The sequence below is a fragment of the Tessaracoccus oleiagri genome (genome assembly GCF_900103275.1).
GTDB lineage: Bacteria > Actinomycetota > Actinomycetes > Propionibacteriales > Propionibacteriaceae > Arachnia > Arachnia oleiagri.
In genome coordinates this window covers 132,125-154,548 of the sequence record NZ_FNGP01000006.1, presented here as the reverse complement: position 1 = coordinate 154,548, position 22,424 = coordinate 132,125, and the positions used below count along the sequence as shown (strand labels likewise).

17 protein-coding genes are annotated in these 22,424 nt (G+C 69.6%); 10 read left to right on the top strand and 7 right to left on the bottom strand.

Going from position 1 to position 22,424, the window contains the following annotated elements:
* Complete coding sequence (gene hutI, locus BLR46_RS14350) at positions 1 to 1,164, top strand: imidazolonepropionase (protein WP_093253674.1); 1,164 nt, start codon at positions 1 to 3, stop codon at positions 1,162 to 1,164.
* Positions 1,161 to 2,684, top strand: coding sequence for a histidine ammonia-lyase (gene hutH, locus BLR46_RS14345; RefSeq protein ID WP_093253671.1), 1,524 nt, complete (start codon positions 1,161 to 1,163; stop codon positions 2,682 to 2,684). The genes hutI and hutH overlap by 4 nt, the downstream gene beginning before the upstream one ends.
* Here hutH and BLR46_RS14340 read toward each other — a convergent pair.
* Together BLR46_RS14340 and BLR46_RS14335 are read right to left on the bottom strand one after the other, a co-directional pair.
* On the bottom strand, positions 2,677 to 2,829 hold the full coding sequence (locus BLR46_RS14340) for a methionine/alanine import family NSS transporter small subunit (protein WP_093253669.1): 153 nt from the start codon (positions 2,827 to 2,829) through the stop codon (positions 2,677 to 2,679). The two genes, hutH and BLR46_RS14340, sit on opposite strands and share 8 nt — an antisense overlap.
* Positions 2,829 to 4,517, bottom strand: a complete 1,689-nt coding sequence (locus tag BLR46_RS14335; protein ID WP_093253666.1) for a sodium-dependent transporter — start codon at positions 4,515 to 4,517, stop codon at positions 2,829 to 2,831. The genes BLR46_RS14340 and BLR46_RS14335 overlap by 1 nt, the downstream gene beginning before the upstream one ends.
* A gap of 234 nt (positions 4,518 to 4,751) precedes the next feature.
* On the opposite strand from BLR46_RS14335, the gene BLR46_RS14330 reads away from it, so the two are divergent.
* On the top strand, positions 4,752 to 4,955 hold the full coding sequence (locus tag BLR46_RS14330) for a cold-shock protein (protein WP_093253665.1): 204 nt from the start codon (positions 4,752 to 4,754) through the stop codon (positions 4,953 to 4,955).
* A gap of 137 nt (positions 4,956 to 5,092) precedes the next feature.
* Here the strand turns inward: BLR46_RS14330 and kduI are convergent, their stop codons facing one another.
* From kduI to BLR46_RS14310, 4 genes are read right to left on the bottom strand one after another with little or no spacing between them, the layout of a single operon-like run.
* Positions 5,093 to 5,908: a 5-dehydro-4-deoxy-D-glucuronate isomerase gene (gene kduI / locus BLR46_RS14325; protein ID WP_093253663.1), complete on the bottom strand. Its 816-nt coding sequence runs from the start codon at positions 5,906 to 5,908 to the stop codon at positions 5,093 to 5,095.
* Between the two features lie 29 nt (positions 5,909 to 5,937).
* Positions 5,938 to 6,705 carry a 2-dehydro-3-deoxy-D-gluconate 5-dehydrogenase KduD gene (gene kduD, locus BLR46_RS14320; protein WP_093253660.1) on the bottom strand — a complete coding sequence of 256 codons (768 nt, stop codon included), beginning with the start codon at positions 6,703 to 6,705 and terminating at the stop codon, positions 5,938 to 5,940.
* The gene (locus BLR46_RS14315) at positions 6,702 to 7,904 is read right to left on the bottom strand and encodes a glycoside hydrolase family 88 protein (RefSeq protein ID WP_093253657.1); all 1,203 of its coding nucleotides are present in this window, start codon (positions 7,902 to 7,904) and stop codon (positions 6,702 to 6,704) included. The genes kduD and BLR46_RS14315 overlap by 4 nt, the downstream gene beginning before the upstream one ends.
* Positions 7,905 to 7,951: 47 nt before the next feature.
* Positions 7,952 to 9,082, bottom strand: coding sequence for a GntR family transcriptional regulator (locus tag BLR46_RS14310; protein WP_093253655.1), 1,131 nt, complete (start codon positions 9,080 to 9,082; stop codon positions 7,952 to 7,954).
* A 425-nt stretch (positions 9,083 to 9,507) separates the two neighbouring features.
* On the opposite strand from BLR46_RS14310, the gene BLR46_RS14305 reads away from it, so the two are divergent.
* The 6 genes from BLR46_RS14305 to BLR46_RS14280 all read left to right on the top strand — a co-directional run bounded on the left by BLR46_RS14305 (position 9,508) and on the right by BLR46_RS14280 (position 16,912).
* Entirely contained in the window at positions 9,508 to 11,052 is a 1,545-nt protein-coding gene (locus tag BLR46_RS14305) for a sulfatase family protein (protein WP_093253653.1), read from the top strand.
* A gap of 83 nt (positions 11,053 to 11,135) precedes the next feature.
* Complete coding sequence (locus BLR46_RS14300) at positions 11,136 to 12,461, top strand: ABC transporter substrate-binding protein (protein ID WP_093253650.1); 1,326 nt, start codon at positions 11,136 to 11,138, stop codon at positions 12,459 to 12,461.
* Positions 12,462 to 12,463: 2 nt separating this feature from the next.
* Complete coding sequence (locus BLR46_RS14295) at positions 12,464 to 13,414, top strand: carbohydrate ABC transporter permease (RefSeq protein ID WP_218118486.1); 951 nt, start codon at positions 12,464 to 12,466, stop codon at positions 13,412 to 13,414.
* Between the two features lie 8 nt (positions 13,415 to 13,422).
* Positions 13,423 to 14,289 (top strand): carbohydrate ABC transporter permease, encoded by an 867-nt coding sequence (locus tag BLR46_RS14290; RefSeq protein ID WP_093253647.1) that lies wholly within the window; start codon positions 13,423 to 13,425, stop codon positions 14,287 to 14,289.
* Positions 14,286 to 15,653, top strand: a complete 1,368-nt coding sequence (locus BLR46_RS14285; protein WP_093253645.1) for a sulfatase family protein — start codon at positions 14,286 to 14,288, stop codon at positions 15,651 to 15,653. The genes BLR46_RS14290 and BLR46_RS14285 overlap by 4 nt, the downstream gene beginning before the upstream one ends.
* A complete protein-coding gene (locus tag BLR46_RS14280) occupies positions 15,650 to 16,912 on the top strand; it encodes a sulfatase family protein (RefSeq protein WP_093253642.1) in 1,263 nt (420 codons plus the stop codon). Before BLR46_RS14285 ends, BLR46_RS14280 begins: the two co-directional genes overlap by 4 nt.
* A gap of 3 nt (positions 16,913 to 16,915) precedes the next feature.
* On the opposite strand, the gene BLR46_RS14275 is transcribed toward BLR46_RS14280, so the two are convergent.
* Positions 16,916 to 18,664 carry a DUF2264 domain-containing protein gene (locus BLR46_RS14275; protein WP_176761799.1) on the bottom strand — a complete coding sequence of 583 codons (1,749 nt, stop codon included), beginning with the start codon at positions 18,662 to 18,664 and terminating at the stop codon, positions 16,916 to 16,918.
* A gap of 146 nt (positions 18,665 to 18,810) precedes the next feature.
* On the opposite strand from BLR46_RS14275, the gene BLR46_RS14270 reads away from it, so the two are divergent.
* Complete coding sequence (locus BLR46_RS14270) at positions 18,811 to 22,011, top strand: chondroitinase family polysaccharide lyase (protein ID WP_093253636.1); 3,201 nt, start codon at positions 18,811 to 18,813, stop codon at positions 22,009 to 22,011.
* Positions 22,012 to 22,424 lie beyond the last annotated feature (413 nt).

The following is a 22,424-nucleotide window of genomic DNA, read 5'->3' as shown; positions in this document are numbered from 1 at the left end:
ATGAGCACGCTCTTCACCAACATCGGCGAACTCTGGGTGTTCGACGTGGAGGCCGGCGTCAGCGTCCTACGCGAGGCGGCCCTCGTCGCCGACGGCGGGCGCGTCGCGTGGTACGGCCCCCGTGCCGAGGCGCCGGACGCCGACGAGCGCGTCGACCTCGGCGGGCGCGCCGTCCTCCCCGGCTGGGTCGACTCCCACACCCACCTCGTGTTCGACGGCGACCGCTCGCGCGAGTTCGAGGCCCGCATGGCAGGGCGGCCCTACGAGGCCGGCGGCATCGCCGTCACCACCGACGCCACCCGCGCCGCCACCGACGACCGACTCCGGCGACTCGTCGCCGGCCGCGTCCGGGAGGCGCAGCGCGGCGGCACCACCACGATCGAGACCAAGACCGGCTACGGGCTGTCGGTGGACGAGGAGGCCCGCCACGCGCGGATCGCGGCGGAACTCGTCGACGAGGTCACGTTCCTGGGCGCCCACCTGGTGCCCGCCGGCTGGGACGCCGACGCGTACGTCGACCTCGTCACCGGCGAGATGCTCGACGCGGTCCGGCCGCACGTCACCTGGCTGGACGTGTTCTGCGAGGAGGGGGCGTTCACCGTGGAGCAGTCGCGGCGCGTCCTCGAGGCGGGCCGACGCGCGGGCCTCGGCCTCCGCGTCCACGGCAACCAACTCGGCCACTCGGGCGGCGTCGCGCTGGCGGTGGACCTCGGCGCGGCGAGCGTCGACCACGTCAACCACCTCTCCGACGACGACGTCGAGGCGCTGGCCGCCTCGGCGACGGTCGCGACGATCCTGCCCGCCTGCGACCTCTCCACCCGGGCGCCATTCGCCCCGGCCAGGCGGCTGCTCGACGCGGGCGCCGTGGTCGCCATCGCCTCCAACTGCAACCCCGGCACCAGCTACACCTCGTCGATGAACTTCTGCGTCGGCACCGCAGTCCTGCAGCAGCACCTCACGCTCGAGGAGGCGATCCGGGCCGCCACCCTCGGCGGGGCCATGGCCCTGCGCCGCACCGACGTCGGCTCCCTCCGCGTGGGTGCCCGCGCCGACCTGCACGTCCTCGACGCCCCCGCCGCCATCCACCTCGCCTACCGCCCCGGCATGCCGCTCACGCACCGGGTGTGGCGGGCGGGGGAACCACTCACGGAAGGAACCGCATGACCGTCACCCTCTCCCTCTCCGGGACCACCGCCGCCGACGTGCTCGCCGTCGCCCGCCACGACGCGCGGGTCGAGATCGCGCCCGAGGCGCTGGCCGAGGTGGAGCGGGTCCGCGCGCACGTCGACGCCCTCGCGCACGGCGACAAGCCGGTCTACGGGCTCTCCACCGGCTTCGGCGCGCTCGCCGACACCGCCATCCCGGCCGAGCGTCGCGCCCAGCTGCAGCGGTCACTGATCCGCTCGCACGCGGCCGGCACCGGTCCCGAGGTGGAGCGGGAGGTGGTGCGCGCGCTCATGTTCCTGCGGGCCCGGACACTGGCGAGCGGCTACACCGGGGTGCGCCCCGTCGTCCTGGAGACGATGGTCGCACTGCTGAACGCCGGCATCACGCCGATCGTGCACGAGTACGGTTCGCTGGGATGCTCCGGCGACCTCGCACCCCTCTCGCACTGCGCCCTGGTGCTGCTGGGCGAGGGCCGGGCCCGGGACCGTGCCGGCGACGAGCGCCCCGTGCCGGAGCTGCTCGCGGAGGCCGGGATCGAGCCGATCGAGCTCCGCGAGAAGGAGGGACTGGCGCTCATCAACGGCACCGACGGGATGCTCGGCATGCTGCTGATGGCGATCGCCGACCTGGACGAGCTGGTCAAGGTGGCCGACCTCACCACCGCCATGTCGGTGCAGGCGCTGCGCGGCCACGACACCGCGTTCGCCCCCGAGCTGCACCTGCCGCTGCGGCCGCACCCCGGGCAGGCGGCCTCGGCGGCCAACATCCACGCGCTGCTGCAGGGCTCCGGGATCCTGGCCGACGTGGCGGCGGAGGGCTCGCGGGTCCAGGACGCGTACTCGCTGCGTTGCGCGCCTCAGGTCGCGGGCGGCGTCCGAGACACGATCGACCACGCCCGCGCCGTCGCCGAGCGGGAACTGGCCGCGTCGATCGACAACCCCGTCGTGCTGCGCGACGGGACCATCACCTCCAACGGCAACTTCCACGGCGCACCCGTCGCCTACGTGCTGGACTTCCTCGCCGTCGTGGCCGCCGACCTCGCGAGCATCGCCGAGCGCCGCACCGACCGGATGCTCGACAAGGCCCGCTCTCACGGGTTGCCGCCGTTCCTGGCCGACGACCCGGGTGTCGACTCCGGGGTGATGATCGCGCAGTACACGCAGGCGGGCCTCGTCGCGGAGATGAAGCGGCTGGCCGTCCCGGCCTCGGCGGACTCGATCCCGAGCTCGGCGATGCAGGAGGACCACGTGTCGCTCGGCTGGCACGCCGCGCGGAAGCTGCGCACGTCGGTGGACAACCTCCGACGGGTGCTCGCGATCGAACTGCTGGCCGCGGCCCGGGCCATCGACCTGCGCGCGCCGCTGGAGCCGTCGGAACCCACGAAGCGGGTCATCGCGGTGCTGCGCGAGCACGTCGAGGGCCCGGGCCCGGACCGATTCCTCGCGCCCGCGATCGAGGTGGGCGTGGGCCTACTGAAGTCCGGCCAGCTGGTCGCGGCGGCGGGGGAGCTCAGGTAGAGAAGGGCTCGATTGGGCGGCCGTGGTCGTCCAGCAGCACCACGGACCCCTCGGGGTTGCGCAGCAGGAAGGCCACGGAGTAGGCCAGGCCACCCCAGACGATGACGATGGCGGCCACCATCATGATGATTGCTTCGGTGCTCATCAGAACTCCTCGGTGGTGGTGTGGGCGGCGTGGCGGGCGGCGGGCCGCGGGGGCTCGAGCGGCAGGGTGGCGTCGTCGACGACCGGGTCCTGCTTCGCGGCCTCGATGCGGCCCGCGTCGACGAGCCGGTCGAGGATGGGCGACGGGATGAGGTCGCCGTCGGAGTCGACCTTCGCCGCATTCGAACGGGCCGACCACGGGATGAGGGTCATGATCAGGGCGATCACGACAAGGCCGCCGGCCATGCCCCAGCCGAAGGCGTTGACGAAGCCCTGCGGCATGCCGCCGTAGCCGTTCAGCAGCACCTCCTGGAACTGGCCGATCAGGATGTAGCCCAGGATGACCGGCGCGATGCCGCCGACGAGCAGCTGCCACACCCGGCCCACCTTGAAGGAGCTCGACCGGTTGAGGTGGTTGCGCAGTGTGGGCAGGGCGGCGAACCCCGCGGTCAGCGTCACGGCGGCGACGAGGGCGGCGGCCACGATGCCGAAGTTGTTGACGAAGGCGTCCATGACGTCGAGCAGGTTCAGGCCCGTGGTCGTCGGGAACAGCAGCAGTGACGCGAGCGCCATCGGGATGCCCACGACGAGCACCGACGTGATGCGGCCGAGGCCCAGCTTGTCCTGCACCGCGGAGATGATCACCTCGATGATCGAGATCATCGACGTGAACGCCGCGAACACCAGCGAGCCGAAGAACAGCACGCCGATCACGGTGCCGAGCGGGGCCTGGTTGATGATCGTGGGGAACGCGATGAAGGCGAGACCGATGCCGGAGCCGGCCACCTCGTCGACGGGGACGCCAGCGGCCTGCGCCATGAAGCCCAGCGCGGCGAAGACGCCGATGCCGGCGAGGATCTCGAACGAGGAGTTCGCGAAGCCGACGACCAGGCCCGAGCCGGTGAGGTCCGCGTCCTTCTTCAGGTACGAGGAGTAGGTCAGCATGATGCCGAACGCGACCGACAGCGAGAAGAAGATCTGGCCGTAGGCGGCCACCCACACCGACGAGTTCGTCAGCGCGCTCCAGTCGGGGGTGAACAGGGCGTCGAGGCCCTGCGCCGCGCCCGGGAGGGTGAGGCCAATGGCCACCAGGGCGACGAACATCACGACCAGGAGCGGCATGAAGATCAGCGACGTGCGCGCGATGCCCCGCTGCACGCCGAGCGCCAGCACGCCCACGGTCGCCACCCAGACAATGATCAGCGGGATCAGCACGGCGGGGACGAAGTCGAGGCCGACGGTGGCCTGCGCGGCCTCGATCGACTGCGTGAACTCGCCGATGAAGAAGGCGCCGGGGTCGTCACCCCACGCCTTGGTGAAGGAGAAGATGAAGTACTGCGCGGCCCACGCGAGGATGACGGCGTAGTAGATGCCGATGATCACGCAGATCATCACCTGCCACCAGCCGATCGGCTCCGTGAGGCGGTGCAGCCGCCGGAAGGAGAGCGGTGCCGACGCGCGGTAGCGGTGGCCGATCGCGTAGTCGAGGAAGAGCAGCGGGATGCCCGCCGTCAGGAGCGCCACGACGTAGGGCAGGATGAACGCGCCGCCGCCGTTGGAGTAAGCGATGTACGGGAACCGCCAGATGTTGCCGAGACCGACGGCAGAACCGATCGCGGCCAGGATGAACGCCGTGCGGCCGGAGAACGCTCCCCGGTTCGCGCGCTGGGTGCTGGACGCAGCTGCCATGTGACTGACTCCCTCTGTCGGACGTGATGCACAGAACTTAGAACACCCGACCCACGCGGGCGCGGAGGTACCGCCACTCGGACACTGCAACTTTTTGGCGCCGATTCGGTGCTTGGACCCTTTTCGGTGGACAATGGTGGTTCGCGCTGCCGCTGCCCTCACGGATTGGGGGCGCCCAAGTGGTGGTGACGAGAATTGGGTCAGCCAAGTTGGGCCCAATCGTGAGGAAAGAACATGCCAAACGGCACAGTCAAGTGGTTCAACGCCGAAAAGGGTTTCGGCTTCATCGAGGTCGACGGCGGAGGCAAGGACGTCTTCGTCCACCAGTCCGCCATCCAGACGCGCGGGTTCCGCACGCTCGACGAAGGTCAGCGAGTCGAGTTCGAGATCGTCGATGGCCCCAAGGGCCCCAACGCAGAGTCGGTCAAGCCGCTCTGATCTCCACCTTTTGAGTAGCGAGGGCGCCGGGTACACCACCCGGCGCCCTCTCTCTGTGCCCTTTCGCCGAGCCGCCAGCGTTCGCACGGTGTACCAGCCGTGCTTCGCAGGTACACAGTGCAATCGCTGGCGAACCGTCAGCGCAGACCGGTCACCGGGGCTGCGTCCATGTCGTCGAACGCCTGGTTCTCGCCGGCCATGGCCCAGATGAACGCGTAGGCGCGCGTGCCGACCCCGGAGTGGATCGACCAGCTGGGGGAGATGACGCCCTGCTCGTTCGCGACGACGAGGTGTCGCGTCTCGCTCGGCTCGCCCATGAGGTGGATGACCCGGGCGTCGTCGGCGACGTCGAAGTAGAGGTAGGACTCCATCCGTCGGTCGTGCGTGTGGGCGGGCATGGTGTTCCACATGCTGCCGGCCTCCAGTCGCGTGACGCCCATCATGATCTGGCACGTCTTGACGTCGCCGTTGTAGAGCAGCTGGCGCAGCTTGCGCTTGTTCGACGTCTCCTGCTCGCCGAGGTCCAGGACGTTGCCCTCGTCGGGGCCGACGAGCTTCGTCGGGTAGGCGGTGTGGGCCGGGGCGCTGTACAGGTAGAACCGGCCGGGCGCCGAGAACACGATCTCGCGGGCGCCGCGCCCGACGTACAGCAGGCCCTCGCGCGGGACGGTGTACGTGACCGAGTCGACAGTCACCTCCGCCTCCTGACCGATGTTGACAATGCCGGCCTCCCGGCGGTCAAGGAGGTGCTCGGTGTGGAGCTCCTCGGGGGTGGGGAGGGTGAGGGGCGCGTCACCCGGGACGATGCCGGCCATGATGACGCGGTCGTAGTGGCTGTAGGTGAATCGGGCCTCGCCCGACACGAAGAGGTCCTCGACGAGGAACCGCTCCCGCAGTTCGGAGGTCCTCATGGTGGCGACGTGCTCGGGGGCGCACGCGTATCGGTTCTGCATTGTTGCTCCTTCTCGGTGGTCGGTTGCGGTCATCGGGCCAGCCACCCGCCGTCGACGGCGAGCAGCGTTCCGGTCACGTAGGCGGACGCGGGGGAGGCGAGGAAGAGCGCGGCGCCCTTCAGGTCGTCGGCTTCGCCCCACCGTCCGGCGGGGATGCGCTCGAGGATGGACCTCGACCGCTCGGGGTCGGCGCGCAGCGCGGCGGTGTTGTCGGTGGCGAAGTAGCCGGGGACGATCGCGTTCACGTTGATCCCGAGCGGTGCCCACTCGTTCGCGAGCGCCCTGGTCAGGCCGGCGACGGCGTGCTTGCTGGCGGTGTAGGAGGCGACGTTGATGCCGCCCTGGTGGCTCAGCAGGGACGCGGTGTTGATGATGCGCCCGCCACCCGCCTCCGCCATGACACGCCCCGCTGCCTGGGCCAGGAAGAACGCGGACTTCTGGTTGACCTGCACGACGTCGTCCCAGTCCGCCTCGCCGAGCTCCAGCGCGGGGGTGCGCCGGATGATGCCGGCGTTGTTGACGAGGATGTCGAGGCGACCGAACTCGTCGGTGGTCCGCCGGACGAGCGCCTCCAGTTCCTCGGGCCCGGCGGAGGCGAGGTCGCACACCAGCGTCAGCGCCCGGCGTCCCAGCCCCCGCACCGCCTCGGCGGTCGTGTCGGGCGGGCTCGAGGACCCCACCAACGCGACGTCAGCGCCCGCCTCCGCGAGCGCTTCCGCCATCGCCTCTCCGAGACCGCGGGTGGCGCCGGTCACCAGCGCCACCCGTCCGTCGAGCCGGAACGAGTCGAGAATCATGCCCTTCCTTCCATCGGTGCCTGGCCTGGATGCCAGTAGCTGGTCCACGCGGGGTCCTGGCGGCGCAGCAGCGCCTCGAGGTAGTAGTAGTCGCCCCACAGGTTGCCCTCGTCGACGCCCCGGCCGCCGGCCTTGAAGTAGACACCATGCCGTAGCAGGCAGGTCGCGGGCGCCTCGCCGCGGGTCGAGTACGAGGTGGCGAGCGAGTCGAGGATGCTGTGGGCCGCCTCGCGGTAGCGCTCCTCGCCGGTCGCGGCAGCGATCTCGAGGAGACCGCAGACCGCGATGGCGCCGGCGGAGCTGTCGCGCTCCTGGCCGCTGCCGTCGGTGAAGATGAGGTCCCAATAGGGGACCAGGTCGGCCGGCAGGTGGTCGAGGAAGTAGTCGGCGGCGCGCACGGCGGCTTCGAGGAGCCCGGGCTCGCCGGTGTGGAGGTGGTTGAGGACGAAGCCGTAGACGGCCCAGGCCTGGCCGCGCGCCCAGCAGGAGTTGTCGCTGTAGCCCTGCGCGGTGGCGCCGCGCAGGGGCTCCCCGGTGCGCACGTCCCAGTAGAACGTGTGGAAGGTCGAGCCGTCCTCGCGCATGATGTGGTCTCGCATGGCGCGGGCATGGCGCGTGGCAGCCTCGCGGTACCGGGCGTCGCCGGTGGCCTCGCTCGCCCAGTGCAGCAGCGGCATGTTCATCAGGCTGTCGATGATCGCCCGGCCCTGCTGGGACTCGTCGCTGAGGTCGCCCCAGGACTGGATGATCCCCGCCGCAGGCAGGAGGCGGGTCATCAGGTGGTCGGCCGCCGCGATGGCCGCCGCACGCGCGACCGCGTCGGCGCGGTGCCGCCAGGCGGGCACGCAGGCGAGGCTGTAGAGGAAGCCGAGGTCGTGGTGGTCGATGTGGACGCGGCGCGCCATCCGGTCGGCGAAGCTCGCGACGTGCCGCTGCGCCTCGTCGTGCCACCATGCGTCACCGGTCATCTCACCGGCCAGCCACAACATGCCGGGGTAGAAACTCGTGGTCCACTCGGTGTTGCCGCCCTCCGGCTCGCCGAACTGCGCCTCGCGCAACGGATACCGGTCGTCGACGGTGCAGTCGTCGGGATACCGCGTGCCGAAGGTCTCGACGAGCCGGCGCAGCGTCGCCAGCGCGTCGCCGGCTGCCCGTTGCCGGCTGAGTGGGTCGATGGTCTCGGTGGCTTGCTTCGGCACGTGGAAACTCCTTGGAAGTGTTCGATCAGCTTGGGTACGGGTGGCGATCAGGTCTTCGCCGCACTAGCGCCGGCCTGGGCGGCGCCGCACGACTCACGGACGACGAGGACGGGGCGAAGCCGGATCTGCTCGAGCGCCGACGAGTTGCCCTCGCGCAGGCGGCGGACCAGGACGTCCGCGGTGAGCTTCCCGAGCTGGTACTTGGGGGGCGCGACGGCCGTGAGCGGCACAGCGGCAATGTCCGCGGTTTCGTCGTCGTAGGACACCATCGCGAGGTCCTCGGGGATCCGCGAACCGCGGCGCCGGAGCTCGTTCTGCAGGGTGATCGCCTCGCGGTCGCCGAAGACCAGCACGGCAGAGAGCCTCGCCTCCACCAACGACGTGGCGAGCGGGAGGATCTCGTCGGTGGAGACGCTATGGCCCACGGGTGGTTCGGAGAGTTCCCACTCCCAGGGGTCGATGCCCATGGTCTCGCAAGCTGCTCGATACCCCTCCAGGACGCCCGCGGTGGTGTTGGTCCCCTTGCGGTAGGCCAGCCCGATGCGGCTGTGCCCCAGCCCGTGCAGGTGGCGGATCGCGTCGAAGGCCCCTCCGGCGTGATCGCTCACCACGTGCTCCAGCACCTGGCCCAGCCCGGGTGCGCTGAACTGCCTCTCCGCGAGGACGACGGGTACCGGTAGGCGTCCGATCTCGGAGATCAGCGAGGCGCTCCGCCCTCCGTCCGGCAGAGTGGGCGTGAGGATCAGGCCGTCAACGCCGGCCTCCAGCAGCGTCTGGAGTGCTTCCATCTCGCGGTCGGGATCCCACTCGTACGTGGCGAGGAGCGTGGAACCGGCGCGCGTGGAGGCAAGCTGGTCCTGGATGCCGTGGATGACACGGTCGTAGTACTGGCGGGTCTCGGGGACCATCACCCCGATGAGGTACGTCGAGCGCTCGCGCTTCTGGATCCAAGGGGCGACGAAGCTGCCGGCCCCCCGTTGCCGCCTGAGCCACCCCTCCTCGGTGAGGAGCTGCAGTGCGCGGCGCACCGTCGTCAGCGACATGCCGGTGGACTCCATGAGCTGCTTCTCCGTCGGGATTTTCGCTCCCACGGCCCAGACTCCCGCCCTGATGTCGCGGCGCAGCGTGGTGGCCAGGGTCTCGTACTTGAGGTCCTTCACCGCCGGTTGGGTCTTCATCTCGTCTCCCGCAGCAGCGGTTCGCGATGCGTTGGGTCGACCGGCCCCGCCGTGGGCCCCGGAGGCTCCTCACGGGACGGGCTGCAGCGGCACAACATCGATTCCACTCCTGATCGCAAGCTTAAGTTGATTGCATTGAATCCGCAGCGGAAGAGAGTATTCAAGTAGTAACGGTCTTCGACCTGAGAAGTGCTTTCGGGAGGGCATCCGCGCCGTCGTGCACGGTCGGGACGTGGCCACCGGGTCTTCAGCGAACGCAGGACGCCGGAAGTCACCCGGCGCGGAAACGGCGTACCAGCACGCCGTTCGCCGCCCGCAGGCTCGGTGCCTAGCTCGAGTAGGTCTTGACATCGCGCCCCGAGGGTCCGTATTCGTGGATCATTGCCGACCGCGGCGAAGAGGCCGTCGCGACGATTAGGAGCAACATGAGCAAGTCCACCCGCCCGCGCAATGTATTGGTCATCATGACGGACCAGCACCGCATCGACACGATCGCGGCACTCATGGGGGAGGGGGCACGCGGAGTGCACACGCCGAACATCGACCGCCTCGCCCAGGAGGGCTTCGCCTTCACGCAGGCCGTCACCCCGACGCCGATCTGCACACCCGCCCGGACGAGCCTCCTCACCGGAGCCGCACCCTTCCGCCACAAGGTGCTCGCCAACCACGAGTGGAACATCGGCTACAACACCGAACTCGACCCGAGCAGCTGGACCTACACCAAGGCGCTCCGGGAGGCTGGCTACAACGTCGGTCTCGTGGGCAAGTACCACGTGGGGAAGCAGAACCCGCCGGATGTCTTCGGCATGGACGACGACTCGTTCCCCGGTGCGACCAACCCGCTGGGGCATCCTGGGTACGCCGCCTGGCTCGAGGAGAAGGGCCTGCCCCCGGCGATCTACGTCGACGAGGTCCGCGGCACGCTCCCCGGCGGCCGCCCGGGGCACCTGCTCGCCGCGCGATTGCAGCAGCCGCTGGAGGGGACCTTCGAACGGTTCCTCACCGAGTTGGGCCTCAGAAGGCTGCGGGAGTACGCCGAGGCTCTCGACACCGAGGGAAGGCCTTTCTGCCTGCACGTCCACTACTTCGGCCCGCACCTGCCCTACATCATCCCGGACGAATGGTTCGACTTGATCGACCCGGAGGACGTCGAGCTCCCGCCCTCCTTCGCCGAGTCGTTCGAGGGCAAACCCCAGGTCCAACGCAACTATGCGACGTACTGGTCCACCGACTCCTTCGACCGGGACGAGTGGAGGAAGCTCGTCGCCGTCTATCGGGGCTACGTGGCCATGATCGATCACGAGGTCGGGATCCTGCTGCAGGAGCTCGAGACCCTCGGTATCGCCGAGGAGACCGCCGTGTTCTTCACGGCCGACCACGGCGAGTTCACCGGTGCGCACCGCTTGAACGACAAGGGACCGGCCGCCTACGACGACATCCTGCGGGTCCCCCTCCTGGCGCACATCCCCGGCGTCGGGCACGAGGGCCAGTCCGATGCGTTCGTGTCTCTCCTCGACATCCCCGCGACCATCCTCGACCTCGCCGGGCTCGACACCACCCCGGTCCTCGACGGCCGCTCGCTCCTGGACCTGGCCGATCAGCAGCCGCACGCCGAGGCCTGGCGAGAGGACATCGTGTGCGAGTTCCACGGCCATCACTTCCCGCTGCAGCAGCGCACGCTCGTCACGCGGGATTACAAGCTGGTGGTCAGCCCCGAGTCCATCAACGAGCTCTACGACCGCAGGGCTGATCCGTACGAGCTCGTCAACGTCTACGAGGTCCCGCTGTACAGGGACGTGCGGGAGCGCCTCGCCAAACGGCTCCACGGGCTGCTCACCGAACGTGGCGATAAGGCTTTCGCCAACTGGATGCTCGCGACCACGCCCTTCGACGTCCCCATGCGCGACTTGTCCCGGGCCGACCACGGGACCGCCCGGTCGGATGGAGAACTTCTCAGCGAAAAGGGATGATTACTTCTTGATTAGGTACTTGGAAGGCTGATGAAGTGCCGATGTAATCGCACCGATTGCCAATCCGAAAGGACAAAGAAGCCATGAGCACTGTCGCTCGCAAGCTTGCTCCCACCCTGATGGTCGCCGCGCTCGTCGCACTCTCTGCCTGTGGTGGAGATACGGGCAACGCCACGGACCCCGGGGGCCAGGGAGGAGACTCGGCGAAGCCCGAGAGCATCTCCTACTGGTCGCACTGGAAGGAGGGTGAGAACCAGCAGAAGGTGCTCGCCGAAGCGATCGCCGCCTGGGAGGAGGAGACGGGCATCACCGTCGAGGCCCAGTGGCAGGGGCGGACCATCACGCAGAAGCTCACCCCCGCGCTCAACACGAACAACGTCCCGGACTTGGTCGACTCGTCCTTTGCTCGCCTCGCGCCCGTCCTGGCCGAGACCGGTCAGTACGCCTCGATGCAGCCCGCGTTCGAGAAGACGCTTGAGGACGACACCAGCGTCGCCGACCTGATCCCGAAGAAGTACATCGAGGGTTCCGGTTTGCAGATCGACGGCGAGCCGTGGATGCTCCCCTACACGATCTCGAGCGAAGCGATCTGGTTCAACGGCGCGCAGCACCCGGAACTGAAGGAGTCACCGCCGAAGACCTGGGACGAATTCACCGCCCTGCTCGACGACCTGAAAGCCGCCGGCGAGGTGCCGCTCGCGCTCGACGGCGACATCGGCGGCTACAACGCCATGTGGTTCGTCAGCGGCTACGTGCGCGAGCACGGCCCGGGCTCGTTCGCGGAACTCGTGGCCGACGAGTCGGGCGAGTCGTGGAAGTCCGACGAGGTGAGGGCCATGGCCGAGCGCGTCGAGGCTCTGGTGCAACAGGACGTCTTCATCGACGGCTACAACGCCTCCAAGTTCCCTGCACAGCAGCAGGAATGGGCGACGAACAAGGCCGCGCTGCTCCTGAACGGCTCGTGGATTCCCACGGAGACCGGCACCTATGCCGCCGAAGGATTCGAGTTCGCGTCCTTCCCGATGCCCACCGAGCAGCAGGACAAGGTCTACACGCGCACCGACTTCATCGGCTTCGCCATTCCCTCGAAATCCGACGCCGTCGACTGGGCTGCCGACCTGGCCGCGTTCACGCTCCAGAAGGAGTACCAGGAGAAATTCGCCTCCGAGGCCAAAGTGCTGCCCGTCCGCGATGACATCGAGGTCTCCCCGGAGCTCGCCGGGGTGATGTCGGAGATCGAGAAGGCCGACGCGGTCTACCAGCAGAACGACGCGGTGAGCCACCCCGGCTACATCGAGAAGGTCTTCTGGCCCATCCACAACGAGCTCGTGCTCGGCAACATCGGCGCGGACGAGTTCATCAACCGCATGGCCGAGGCGCAGGCCCAGTACTGGCAGGACCAGTCCTAGCAGTGACTGTCAAGCTCATGCCGCCGCTCCGGAGGCGGAGGACTCGTTCCTCCGCCCCCGGCAGCGTGATCGAGAACCAACGCCGCAAGTTCCTGGTCCCCTTCGTGGGACCAGCGTTCCTCTTCTACACCCTCCTGTTCGTCCTGCCCGCCATCGGCGCGGTGTGGGTGAGCCTCCACAAGTGGGCCGGCTCGGGCCCGATGGAGTTCGTCGGGCTCCGGAACTATGAGCGCGTGATCAACGACTCCCAGTTCCAGGCCGCCTTCGTGAACACGCTGCTCCTGCTCTTCGTGGCCGGGACCGCCATCTTCGTGCTCGCCTTCGCGCTCACCATGGTGCTGCGGACCATGTGGGGACGATCCGCCGTGCGGTCGATCATCTTCTTCCCGCACCTCATCAACGCTCTGGTCTTCGGCGTCCTGGCCGGATTCCTCTTCAACCCCACGGGGCTCGTCAACACTGCTCTCGGGTGGTTCGGCGTCGACAACCCGCCCCTGTGGCTGGCGAAGGAGAACATCTTCCCGCTGATCATGGCCACGGTGATCTTCACGACCACCGGGTACTACACCACGATCATCATGGCGGGCGTCGACCGGATCCCTCCGTACCTGTACGAGGACTGCGCCCTCGCAGGCGCCACGCCGTTCCAGCGACTCTGGCACGTGGTCATCCCCCTCACCTGGGACGTATTCGGTACCTGCGCCATCCTGTGGACGCTGTCGTCCATCAAGATCTTCGAGATCATCTGGGTCTTCGGCGGAAGCAGCGGGGCCGGTATTCCCCCGGTGGAGTCCTGGACGAGTGCGGTCTATACGTATGTCACCGCGTTTTCCGGACAGTCCACTCCCGCCTTCGGCGCCGCCACGGCGTCTGCTGTCATCTCGCTGCTGCTCGTCTCGGTCCTGGTGGTCTTCCTGCGCCGGGTCTTCAGGCGCGAAGCCATCGAGTTCTAGGAGTCGAAATGGCTGCTGCTACATCCATCCATCCCGCGATGCGGGACAAGCCGTCCGTCCTCCGTTCCATCTGGATCGGCATCATCTGGATCGCCGTGGTGCTGGGAGTCGCGCTGCTGGTCTGGGTGGTCATCCAGTCCTTCAGGCCGACCGCCGAGATCCTCGACCAACCCTTCGGCCTGCCCTCGGAGTTCGATGTCTCCAACTGGGTCACCGCATGGACCCAGGGCAATTTCGCCATGGCGACGTGGAACAGCGTCTGGGTCACGCTCGTCTCCTCGGTCCTGACGATCCTGGTGGCCGTCCCGGCGGCGTACTACCTGGGACGGGTCGAGACACCGCTCACCCGAGGTATCACCATGTACTTCATCCTCGGGCTGGGCGTACCCGTCCAGGTGATCCTGATCCCGCTGTTCGTCATCCTGAACGAGCTGAACCTGATCGACAGCCTGATCGGCCTCAACCTGGTGTACATCGCCATCTCGATGCCCTTCACCGTCTTCCTCCTCACGGCGTTCTTCCGAACTCTGCCGATCGAGGTGGAGGAGGCTGCGGCCCTCGACGGTGCCGGCTCGATCAAGACCCTGATCCTCATCGCACTTCCACTCGCGAAGGGCGGCATCCTGACGGCCTTCATCCTCCAGGTGATCGCACACTGGAACGAGACCCTCCTGGCGCTGACGCTCATGCAGACGCCGACGAAGTACACGCTGCCCGTCGCGCTGATCGAGTTCGTCAGCCAGCAGATCTACACCGGTGCCGACTACGGCGGCACGTTCGCGGGCATCTCGCTGGTCGTGCTCCCGATGCTGGCGATCTACGTCTGGATCGGTGGCCGGTTGAGCGAGGGACTGACGGTGGGGATCGGCAAATGAACCGGAACCTGCTCTTCGTCCTCTCGGACCAGTTCCGGGCGATGGCGCTTGAGGACGACCCCGTCGCCACGCCGGTCCTCGACCGCTTCGCCGAGGAATCGATCGTGCTCAGTCAGGCGGTGAGCAGCTATCCCGTCTGCAGCCCGCACCGCGCGATGCTGCTCACCGGCGTGCATCCGTCCCGCAACGGCGTGTTCATGAACCTCAACACGGCGAACGTGGAGCACGGGGTGCGGCTGCGCGACGACGTCCCCTCGTGGGCCCGGGCGCTGGCCGATTCCGGCTACGACACGGCATGGATCGGGAAGTGGCATCTCCAGGAGCCGCTGCTCCCCGACGACGAGATCCACGGCGAGGGCCGGCGCGAGGACGGCAAGGTGTGGGACGCCTGGTCCCCTCCCCATCGGCGGTTCGGGTTCAAGGAATGGTATTCGCACGGCTGCTGCGACTCGCACCTGCACCCCCACTACTGGCCCACCGAGGCGCCGCGGGAGCGGCCGGATCGGGTGCACCGGTGGTCCGCCGAGCATGAGACCGACGTCGCCATCAACTTCCTCTCCCGGCCCCGGGCAAATCCGTTCGCCCTGGCCGTGAGCTGGAACCCGCCGCACCAGCCCTTCGACGAGCTCCCGCCGGACGCGAACCGCGCCTACGCCGCGCTCAGCCCCGAGGAGCTGCTGGTCAGGCCGAACGTGGCGTGGGGCACCCCGGCCGCCGACGAGGCCGCCGCGATCGCCCCGGACTACTTCGCCGCCGTCGAAGCGATTGACGCGCAGTTCGGCCGACTGCTGGAAACGCTCGACCGCCAGGGCCTAGCGGAGGACACCATCGTCGTGTTCACCTCCGACCACGGGATGCAGCTCGGCAGCCACGGGCTGGTCTACAAGAACGTGCCGTTCGAGGAGTCCATGCGCCTGCCGTGCGTCATCCGGGTCCCGGGCGTCGGGGGCCGCCGCACCTCCGCCATGCTGTCCAGCGTCGACATCGCGCCCACCCTGCTGGGGCTGCTGGGCGTCGACGTCCCCAGCGGCATGCAGGGGCGGGATCTCAGCAGCGTCCTCCTGGGCCTGGCGGAGGTCGACCGGGACGAGTCGGCGCTCTACTACTGCTGGAGCCCGGGACGCGACGGGGCCGACATGCGGGGCGTGCGCACGCACGGCTGGAAGTACGTCGTCGGGCGGGAGCCCGACGGGCGGATGTGGCAGTACGCCATCGACCTCCAGGAGGACCCCTACGAGCTGCACAGGATCGAGGATCCTCGGGTCATCGCTCCGCTGGCCTCGCGGCTCGTCACCGAGCTGGCTGCGGCGGGCGACGAGTGGGAGGGCATGGATTGGGTGTGGGACCAAGCCAACCGGGGGTGAACCGCTCCATCGTCGTGCTGATGGCCGACCAGCTCGGGGCGCACGCACTGGGTGAGGACCACATCGACGCCCCCTGGCTCCGGATGATGGCCGAGCGCGGCGTCAACTACGAGCACGCCTACTGCTCGTTCCCGCTGTGCACGCCGTCGCGCTCCAGCATGATGACCGGCCTGATGCCCCACGAGATGGGCGTCATGGGCAATCAGCACGACCGCCACGTCGGCCGCTCGCCGCACTCGTTGGGACACTGGTTCCGCGAGCACGGCTATGCCACCGTCTGGGCCGGCAAGTACCACACGCCCGGCCCCGACGGCGACCCCGAGTCGGGCTTCGACGTGATCCACCCCTTCGGCGACCACGGCTTGGCGGAGGCGATCGGTGCCTGGCTCGGCGACGCGCCCAGCGACCGCCCGTTCCTGCTCGTCGCCTCGTGGGACGACCCGCACTCCATCTGCGAGTTCGCCCGCGGGCAGCACCAGCCCTACGGCGACGTCGCGCCCCGCCCCGTGCGCGACTGCCCGCCGCTGCCGGTCAGCCACTCACTGCCGATCCCCGAGGCGCTCGCGAACCACAAGGCGACCGCCGCCCACATGTACGGCACGAACGGCTACACCACGGACGACTGGCGGCGCTATCGCGACGCCTACGGCCAACTCGTCGAGCGGATCGACGACCAGTGGTCACGACTGTGGCACCAGCTGGAGGCGATGGGCGTCACGGTGGTGATCACTTCGGACCACGGCGACGGGGACGCGGCCCACGGCTGGAACCAGAAGACGGCCCTCTTCCAGGAGTGCATCCGCGTGCCGCTGATCATCGCTGGGCCGGCGATCGAGGCCGAATCGGTGGGCCGTGCGGTGAACATGTCCACCGGGCTGCTGGGCTCGTTGTGCCGGCTCGCGGGCATCCCGCGGCCGCCCGGGGTTCCGGACTGGGAGCGCGACGAGCCGGTCGTCGTGGAGACCCGCTTCAGCACCGGCAGCGGGTGGACCGACGGCCGTGCCGTCGTGGATCCCCCGTGGAAGTACGTGGTCTACGCGTGGGGGCGGGAACGCGAACAGCTCTTCAACCTGGACGACGATCCCGGCGAGACGCGGAACCTCGCGCTCGAGTCCCGGTTCGACGACCAGCTCGAACGCTGCCGGCGCACACTGTTCGAGTGGTGCGAGCGGACCGGCGACACGGCGATGCTGCGCAAGCTCATCTGGCCGGCGGAGGCTTCCGCCCGCACGGCGGAACTCTTCGACCCGCCCTACTGACGCTCAGGTCCAACGATGGACCCGCTGGGCGCGGGTCGCCGGGCCCCAGTCCGGGTGCGGTGTGGCGAACGCGATCGCCCGCACCGTCCCATCGGGCAGCACGACGTCGGCGCCGCCGTCCCGCCAGGTGACGCGCACGGCGCTCGCGAGCTCTCGCGCCGCGTCGGCCGCGGCTCCGAGGCCGGTCGCCCAGGCAGCCCGCAGTTCGTTCCCGCGGGGGGTGAGCAGGATCCGCTCGAGGCGCGCGGGCCCCAGCGCGGTGTCGGGCGAGTCGTGCGCGTCCCGGCCCACCGTCGACGCATCGGTGTCGATGAGCTCGAGGGCCGACGGGATCGGCGTCGGGGCGTGCCACCCGGCCACCGCCAACGGCAGCGCGACCACGTCGCGGCAGCGGGCGACGTGGATCTCCGCTCCCGCGACGACGAGCACGGCGTGGTCCACCGTGCACTCCCTCCCGCCGGCCAGCCAACGCACCCGCTGCGCGCCGGAGTCCGGGCGCACCACGCCGGCCGCCCTCCCCAGGTGCCGGCCCCCGATCGGGGCGATGCCCTGGTCGACCAGCCCCTCGTCGAAGCAGGGCAGCGTCGCCGAGGAGTACGCGGCGCGCCGGTAGAGCGGGTCGTCGACGGCGGGGTGGCCGTCGGAGCCCATGTTCAGCAGCCGGACGATCCCGTCCTCCCGATGCGCCCAGGTGAGCCATGCGGGCCCGGAGTGCGCCCACGGCTCCTCGGCGGCCGCCCACTCGGACTCGGCCCAGGCGGGGTGCGCGTCGGGCAGCAGGAGGCCGAGGAACCCCTTGGCGGCCCACAGCGGTGAGCCGGGGCGGTTGTAGCTCTGCAGGATCGACGCGTGCGGGCCGAGCCAGCCCAGGTTGAGCATGCCGTCCTCGAGCGCGCCGCCGGCCATGAAGAACTCGGTGCAGCGACTGGTGAGCGCCGCGGCCTCGCCCGGGGCCAGCGGAGAGCAGCCCTCGATCTCCGCCATCCAGAACGGGGCGAGCACCCCGAACCGGTAGATCAGCGACCGCCCCATCGCCACGAACGATCCCTCCGGCGAGAAGAGGCGACGATAGCCCTCCAGGAACGCGCGGAGCCGGCGGCGGTACAGCTCCCGGCGCGGGGCGGTGCGGACACCGTCGGGGTCCATCAGGTCGAGCAGCCAGAAGGGGTACAGGTGGAACGTCCACGCGTTGTAGTGGTCGACTCGCCGCCCCTCGCCGTCGGAGTACCAGCCGTCGCCGACGTACCACTCCTCGATGCGGTCGAGGGCCGCCCAGATCGCGGCCTCGTCGACGGGCTCCCCCTCGCGGTGTCGGAACGCCTGGCACAACGCCCCGAACAACACGTGGTTGTTGTCGGCGCACCAGTGGCCGGATTCCAGCCAGTCCAGCAGCCGCCGCCTGGTCGCCGGGGCGAGTTGCTCGAGGACCCAGGGGCGGGTGAGGTGCAGCGCGACTGCCACGGCCGTCGCCTCGACCGTCGTCTGCCCGTGGTCCGTCTGCGGTGGCCAGCGGTCCGGGTGCGTCGGGTCCATGGCGGCGTCCAGCACGCCCCGCAGCCATGCGGCCAGCCGGGGATCGCCCCCGCCGCTGCCCGCCAACCGGAGCGCCGCGAGCAGGACGACGCGGGCGACGCCCTCCATCCGGTCGGCCGACGGCCCGTCGCCCTCCATGAGCGCGCCCGACGGCGTGCTGTGGCGCTGCACGCCCGCGATCAGCTCATCAGCCGCACGCGCCATGTACTCCCGGGTCACCCTGTCCGCCTTCCGTACGCTCACCCACCCAATACACCGCATGTCGCAGGACGCATTCCAGATCTATTCACTGGGCCCCTTCGCCGACGCCGCGCATTTCTGATTGGGTCTTCAATACTCCCTTGACGCCTGCCTAGCGTCACGGCATGAACCTTTCCGTCAGTCGAAGAAGCCTGCTGATGAGTGGTCTCGCCGTCGCCGCGGCCACCTCGATTCCCTGCGCCACCGATGCCTGGGCCGGTCCCAACACCATCCTGCCCCTGGCCCCCCAGGACGCCGACGCGCTCGCCGCGCTGGAGGCGGAGATGGCCGCCCGAAGGCCCGCCATCTTCCTCCTGGAGACCCGCGTCCCGGACCAATTCCGCGTCTCGGAGGGATCCGCGATGCGGATCGTCGCCGACCGGGCCAAGGTGGGCCGGCACAGCCTACGCTGGGACTACAAGGCGGCGGCGGAGCTGTCGATCCACGCCGACATCGCCTACAACATGAAGCAGTACGTCCCTGGCCTCGAGAACCCAGGGCAGACCGTCGGCCACTTCGCCTTCTGGGTCTACAACGAGCGGCCGACCGACGAGCCGCTGCGGGTGGAGTTCCACACGAGCGAGGGGAATCAGTGCTGGTTCGACTTCCATCTGGGATTCACCGGGTGGCGCACCGCCTGGGTCCGCTACGGCTACGACACCGTCGGCGAGCCGCGCCCCGACATGAACAAGGTGGTGCTCCGTGCGCCGCGGACCGGCGGGACCCTCTGGCTCGACAACATCCTGCTGAACTCCGGGATGCGCGGCGACCATGCCTGCCGCGACCTCCAGGTCCCCACGGTGCAGAAGGGTGCCCACCTCAACGCCAACTACCACTGGCTCGCGCTGCTGGACTACGACGAGTTGCTGCGCGATCCGGGGTTCGACGACCGCGCCCCCAACAGCGAGGAGCTCGCCGGCCTCCAGGAGATCGAGTCCCGCGTCACGGCGCGCCTGGACCGGCGGAGCACGCCGTCGGCCGGCGCGGTCGACGAGCTCACCCGCGCCATCGACGCCATGGGGATCCCGAAGCCCGTCGACCCCAAGGCCCCCGTCGAGGAGTACCGCTTCGAGACTCCGGGCGCCATGGTCAACGGCTACCAGACGTCGATCTGGCCTGGATTCCTCCGTGCCCGCCTGGTGGAGGCGGCGCGCGTCGTCGGCCTCCGACCGGTCAATGAGCTGATCCTCACCGCCGCCCAGCTGTGGCTGGCGGCGGAGAAGGCCGGGGACGCGGCGCTGGCCGAGAGGGCCGGCGACGAGTACGTGCGGCTGCTCGCCTACATGCGCGAGCAGGGCTGGAGCTACGGGAGCTCCCAGGGCACGACGCACCACGTCGGCTACCAGGTGCGCGAATGGTTCTCTTCGCTCCACGTCGCCCGCCCGCTCCTGGAGGCCCGCGGGCACTGGGACGACCAACGCCGGGCCCTGGAGTGGTATGCCGGGCTCGGCCGGCTCACCCACGAGTTCGACGACGACCTCTCCTACTCCGGACTGGCCGACATCCTCAACACCTTGACCAACGGGCTGCTGGTCGCGTGCCTCGTCGGCGGCGCCGCGGCCGAGCGAGTGACGCGCCTCCGGGCGTTCAAGCAGTGGCTCGACCTCGCGTTCGACTACTCGCCCGGCACCCTGGGCGGCTTCAAGCCGGACGGGACGCTCTTCCACCACATGGGCGCCTACAGCGCCTACGCCCGCGACGGGCTGGGTGGCTCCACGCCGCCGGTCAACGACCTGCGCCTCACCACCTTCGCGCTGGGCGCGAAGCCGACGCAGGTGCTGCGGACGGCGCTGCTGACCCAGCGCCGGATCGCGAACACCATCGAGTACCCGCACACCTTCACGGGTCGCCACCCAACTGGTGTCGAGGGGATGGGCACCGGCCCGGCCGGGCTGCCGGAGGCGTTCGGGATCCTGGGCGCGAACCCGTGGCGGTCGGGCGTCGAGTACGACGTGGAGATGGCGGCCGCCTACCGCCGTCTGCTCCCCGCCCTGACGCCCACCGACGCGCGGGCCGCGCTGGAGGCGCAGTTCGCCGCCGCGGGCATCGAGCCGGAGGACGCACCCAACGGGTACTGGTCCTACGGCTATGCCGCGGCAGGGCAGATGCGCCACGGCGAGTGGTCCGCCACGGTACGCGGCCACAACCACCACCTGTGGAGCACCGAGATCTACAACACCGACAACACCTACGGCCGCTACCAGACGTACGGCCAGATCGAGGTGCAGGGGCTCGCCGACGAGCGGGGCGCCATCACCCACGCGGCGCACGGCTGGGTCCAGCCGGGGTACGACTGGAACCACATCCCGGGCGCCACGACGATCGTCCTCCCGTTCGACGAGCTCCACCACGGCGGCGGCACGCAGATGCCGATGACCGAGTCGCAGTTCGGCGGCGCGGGCGCGCTCAGGGACCACGCGGTCCTGTTCGGGATGGAGCTGCTGGAGGCACCGCTGTTCGAGGGCCGGCACCGCGCGAAGGTGTCGGTGCTGATGGTGGAGGACCGCATCGTCGCGCTCGGTTCCGACATCCACAACGAGTCGAACCGCCCGACGCACACGACGCTGTTCCAGATCAGCCCCGAGACGATGAGCGACCCGGGGGCCGTCGTCGCCGGGGACAACTGGGTCGTCGACCCGGTCGGCCACGGCTACCTCGCGCTCGACGGGTCGTCCCTGCAGCATCGCACCGCCCCGCAGTACGGTCCGGCCGACGACGGGCGCAACGGCGGCGCCACCCGCGAGTACGCCCTGGGTTGGATCGACCACGGCGTCGCCCCACAGGGCTCCGGCTACGCCTACGCGCAGCTCGTCTTCGGCGGCGAGCAGGCGACGCGCGAACTGGCCGCCCGCGCAACTCGGGCGTTCACCGTCGTGCAGCGCGACGGCGAGGCGCACGTCGTCCACGACGTCGAGTCGAAGGTGGAGGCGCACACGATCTTCGCGGGCGGGGTCGAGCTCGCGGAGGGATCCCGGGTGCGCTCCGCGTCGCGCGCGTGCCTGGTGCTCGCCCGGCCGGCCGGGAGGCAGCTGAAGCTGTCGGTGACCGATCCGAACCTCCACTTCTCGGACGGGCCCGACACTGACCAGTGGCGCGGCGACCGTTACGTCGGGCGCAGCCCCTACGACCGCCCCTGGAAGGGCAACGAGAGCAGGCCCGTCGAGGTGGTCATCGAGTTGGAGGGCGAGTACGACTCCCTCCGTCTGGTGTCCACGGAGGCACCCGCCGCGCCCGAGCTGAGGCGGCACGGCGGACGCACCACGGTGACGTTCACTCTCCAGCACGCCGCGCCTGTGGAGGTCATGCTGGGCTCCGGCCGGCCGTGAGCGGCGAGGTCAGCGGCTGACGAGGATGATGGTGAGGGCGGCGGACAGCCCGACAGCGGAGACGCATCATCCAGATGCTGAGCGCGGGCCCGGCCGCCGCCGCCAACATGCCCCACAGCCCGACGACCCGTGCGCTGCCTCGACAGGACGCTGCGGTCGGACTGGAGGCCGAGGTCGAACGGCGCGGACATCCTCCTTGTTACGTGTCGACACCAGCGCCCCGAACCCGGGCCGCGAGGCGCGACGGTCTCTGAGGAGAGTCTCTCAAAGTTCCAGAAGAAGACTTACCGCCGCCCACGTGTTCCTCCGTCACTCATTGGATCTTGAATAGGTCCCTGCAACACCCGCAGGTTAGGGGTCTGGCATTCATCCGAAGGCGCCCGCAACGGCGCCCCGAACGTCGAAGGAGCCAA